Source organism: Spirosoma sp. 48-14 (assembly GCF_001898575.1).
In the GTDB taxonomy this organism is placed as follows: Bacteria; Bacteroidota; Bacteroidia; order Cytophagales; family Spirosomataceae; genus Spirosoma.
The window spans coordinates 171,280-175,550 of the sequence record NZ_MKUD01000028.1 but is presented as its reverse complement, the minus strand read 5'-3'; the positions used below and the strand labels follow the sequence as shown (position 1 = coordinate 175,550).

Below are 4,271 nucleotides of genomic sequence, written 5' to 3'. Positions count from 1 at the left end.
AGCCTCCACGTGCTGTATAACCCGGCCAGCCTGAGCCTGACAGCCAGTGCTGTGCTGGATGGATTTGTGATTACCGGCGGCAACGCCAGCAGAGGGGGCTTTGGAATAAACTACGGTAACGCGGGCGGGGGCATGTATAACGACAACAGCAGCCCTACCCTCACCAACTGTCTGTTTCAGAGCAATCAGGCTACCACGACGAGTGGCAATGGCATTGGCGGAGCCATCTACAACCTCAACAGCAGCCCTGCCCTCACTAGCTGTGTGCTGCAAAGCAACTCGGCGGTTGGCAGTAGCGTGGGCTTTGGCGGAGCCATCTACAACGCGGGTGGTAGCCCCAGCCTGACCAATTGTGTGCTGCGGGATAATCAGGCCTACGGGCAAAGTGCCAATGGTGGAGCCATTAACAACGCCCAAACGGGTATGGTCACGCTAACCAACTGTCGTTTGCTGAATAACTCCGCCACCACAACGGGTTTAGGTGCGGGCGCTTATGGCGGGGCTATCTACAACGACCGAAGCACCGACACCCGCCTGATCAGTTGCACACTGACCGGCAATAGCACCATAGATTTAGCAAACGGTTCCACTATTATTCGGGGCGGAGCCATCTGGGCAAGTGGAACGTTCAGCCTGACCGACTGTCTGCTGACTGATAATGCCGCTACGGGCTCAGTAGCCCTCAGTCAAAATTTTGCTTACGGCGGGGCCTTATATGGAGGGAGTGGTACCCTGACGTTGACCCGCTGTACCTTTCGGAATAATGCCGCTACGGCTTCAGGAGCCACCAGTTCAAACACTGCCTACGGTGGGGCCATCTTCAACAATGCGAGCAGCCTGTTGCTGACCAATTGTAGTTTTCTGGACAATGTGGCTACAGGTTCGGGAGGTACCAATAATACTGCCTTTGGCGGAGCCATTGCGAACTTTAGCAGTCTCACACTGACGGGCTGTAGTTTCCAAAACAACGCGGTTCTGGCTACGGGCGCAACCAACAGAATCGGGGGCGGGGCGGTTTATATGGCTCAAAGTAGTCCCGTACTGATTAACTCTAGTTTTCAGAATAATAGAGCCTCGGCCGTGACACCCGCTGGTAACAGCACCGTTCAGAACAGTGTCTTTGGCGGAGCTTTTTACAATGAGGGCAGTAGCCCCTCGCTGATCAACTGTAGCCTGCTGACCAATACGGTATCGGTGTCGGTGGCAGGAAGTCCCACTAATAACTCCAGCACAGCGTCGGGGGGGGCTTTTTACAATGCGCAGAGATCGGGCCTTAACAGTAGTAACGTTCAACTGGTCAACTCGGTTTTGTGGGACAACGGGGGCAGCAATGCCATCGCCAATCCGGGCGGGAGCCTGACCATGACTTACTCACTGTATGAACCCTCGTCGGTCACGACGGGTGTGGATGTGAGCGGGCTGGGCAACCTAACGGCCACCACCTCGCCATTTGTGAGTAGCAGTTCGGTGGCGCTGGCGACCGGTTCACCCGCTATCAATGCGGGTAACCCCGCCAGTGTGACCGTTGTTAGTGGTCCTTACTCGGCTACAGCCCTGCCCGCTACCGATTTAGTTGGGAATGCGCGCATCGTGGCCGGCCGGGTGGACATGGGCGCGGTAGAAACCCCATGCGCTGTCCCCACGCGGCTGTACGTAGCGTCCAGCCAGACGGCCGTATCGGGCGATGGGCTGAGCTGGCAAACGGCCTTCCCTGATTTACAAACTGCACTGACCTACCCCTGCTCGCAAAGCCTGACCGAGATATGGGTGGCCAAGGGTACCTACAAACCTATTTATGGACAAGGCTTTTCAATGCTGCCCAACGTAAAAATCATCGGTGGCTTCGTGGGGAGCGAAACGGCAATAACAGGCCGCCCGGCCATCAACCCAGTGAATGGGCAACCTTCCAGCAGCACCCTGACAGGTAACGGTAACTCGGTCATCGTTAACAATAGTAACGGGCTAACAGCAAGCGCGGTGCTGGATGGCTTTGTCATCACGGGCGGGAACACTTTCAATGGCGGGGCCATATTCAACAATAGCAGCAGTCCTACCTTCGTGAACTGCTTGCTGACGGGCAATAAAGCTTCCTATGGCGGGGCGATCTACAGCTACACTAGCAACGCTACCTTCGTTAACTGTGCATTGACAGGCAATACGGCTGAGTACTTGGGCGGGGCCATCTACATCTCGGGCGGTAGCCCCAGCCTGATCAACTGCTCGCTGACAGGCAATACGGCTTCCTCCGGTAGCGGTGGGGCCATCTTCAACGAAAGCAGCAGCCCCAGCCTGACCAACTGCTCGCTGACAGGCAATACGGCTCCCTCCGGCGGGGCCATCTTCAACTACAACAGTAGCAACCCAGTGCTGACCAACTGCTCACTGACGAACAATACGGCTCCTTCCGGTGGAGCCATCTACAACGAAAGTGGCAGCCCCGTGCTAACCAACGCTGTGGTATGGAACAACGGCGGGGCCAACACCTTTGTCAACAACAACAATAGTACCATCACGGCCCATTACAGTTTGTTTGATGCCAGCGTGACGGGCTACACCACCGATCCTACCAACCTGACGACCACCACCTCGCCGTTTGTGAGTAGCAGTTCGGTGGCGCTGGCGACAGGTTCACCCGCTATCAATGCGGGCAACCCCGCCAGTGTGACCGTTGCCAGTGGGCCTTACTCGGCTACGGCCCTGCCCGCTACCGATTTAGTTGGGAATGCACGCATCGTGGGCGGTCGGGTGGATATGGGCGCAGTGGAAAACACCTGCCCCGTTCCCACGCGGCTGTACGTAGCGGCCAGCCAGACGGCCGTAGTGGGTGATGGGCTGAGCTGGCAAACGGCCTTCCCTGATTTAAAAAGCGCCCTCACTTATCTCTGCTCGCAAAGCCTGACCGAGATTTGGGTGGCCCAGGGCACCTACAAACCTGAGGGCCAGGACTTTTTTACTATGTTGCCCAACGTAAAAATCATCGGCGGCTTCGTGGGGAACGAAACGGCGATAACAGGCCGCCCGGCCGTCAACCCGGTGAATGGGCAACCTTCCAGCAGCACCCTGTCAAGTAACGGTAACGCGATCATTTCTAACTATAGGAACGGGCTAACAGCTACTGCGGTGCTGGATGGCTTTGTCATCACGGGCGGGGGGGGGTATATAGGCGGGGCCATCTACAACAATAACACCAGTCCTTCCTTCGTGAACTGCTTGCTGACAGGCAATAAAGCTAACTCTGGCGGGGCCATCTACAACGCGGGCGGCAGCCCCAGCCTGATCAACTGCGCATTGACAGGCAATACGGCTGAGTACTTGGGCGGGGCTATCTACATCTCGGGCGGCAGCCCCAGCCTGATCAACTGCTCGCTGACAGGCAATAAGGCTGATTACTTTGGCGGGGGGGCCATCTACAACGAAAACAGTAGCAACCCCAGCCTGATCAACTGCTCGCTGACAGGCAATACGGCTCCCGTCGGTGGGGCCATCTACAATACCAACAGCGGTCTCACCCTGACCAACGCTGTGGTGTGGAACAACGGTGGAGCTAACACATTTGTCAACAACAACAATAGTACCATCACGGCCCATTACAGTTTGTTTGATGCCAGCGTGACGGGCTACACCACCGACCCCACCAACCTGACGACCACCACCTCGCCGTTTGTGAGTAGCACGTCGGTGGCCTTAATCGCCTGCGCACCAGCCATCAATGCGGGCGCCCCCACCAGCCAGACAGCCGCTACCGGACCCTACTCGGTTACAGCCCTGCCCACCACCGATCTGTCGGGTAATCAGCGTATCGTGGGCGGTCGGGTCGATATGGGTGCCGTTGAGTTTCAGGGGACGCCCAATTACCCGGTGGCCTTCACCCTGAGTCCATCGTCGGGAACGGCCGTCTGCGTGGGTAGTCCGGTCTCGATCCCGGTCAGTGTCAGCGGTACTGGTCCGGTCTACCAATGGTACAAAGATGGGACAGTGCTCACGGGTGTGGCATCGGCTACGACGGCTACCCTGTCGCTTCCTTCGGCCACCACCGCCGATGCGGGTAGCTATTCGGTGGTGGTAACGGGCGCCTGCAATAGCCTGACCAGTACAGCCTTCAGCCTGACGGTGAACAGTCCGCCGGTTCCCACGCTTACCGCCAGTGCCTCGTCCACCCTCACCTGCGCTGCCCCTTCCCTTACACTCATCGCGTCGGGAGGTACTGGCGGACCGTTCTCCTATACGTTTGCCGGGCCAGGTATCGTGAGCCAGCAGGCTGCTTCGGGTAC

Annotated in this window: 1 protein-coding gene; it reads left to right on the top strand. The window is 57.6% G+C overall.

Translation table 11 applies throughout. From position 1 onward, the window contains the following. Positions 1–4,271: choice-of-anchor Q domain-containing protein (locus BGO59_RS16810; RefSeq protein ID WP_293684843.1), on the top strand; the 4,271-nt coding region annotated here is incomplete at both ends.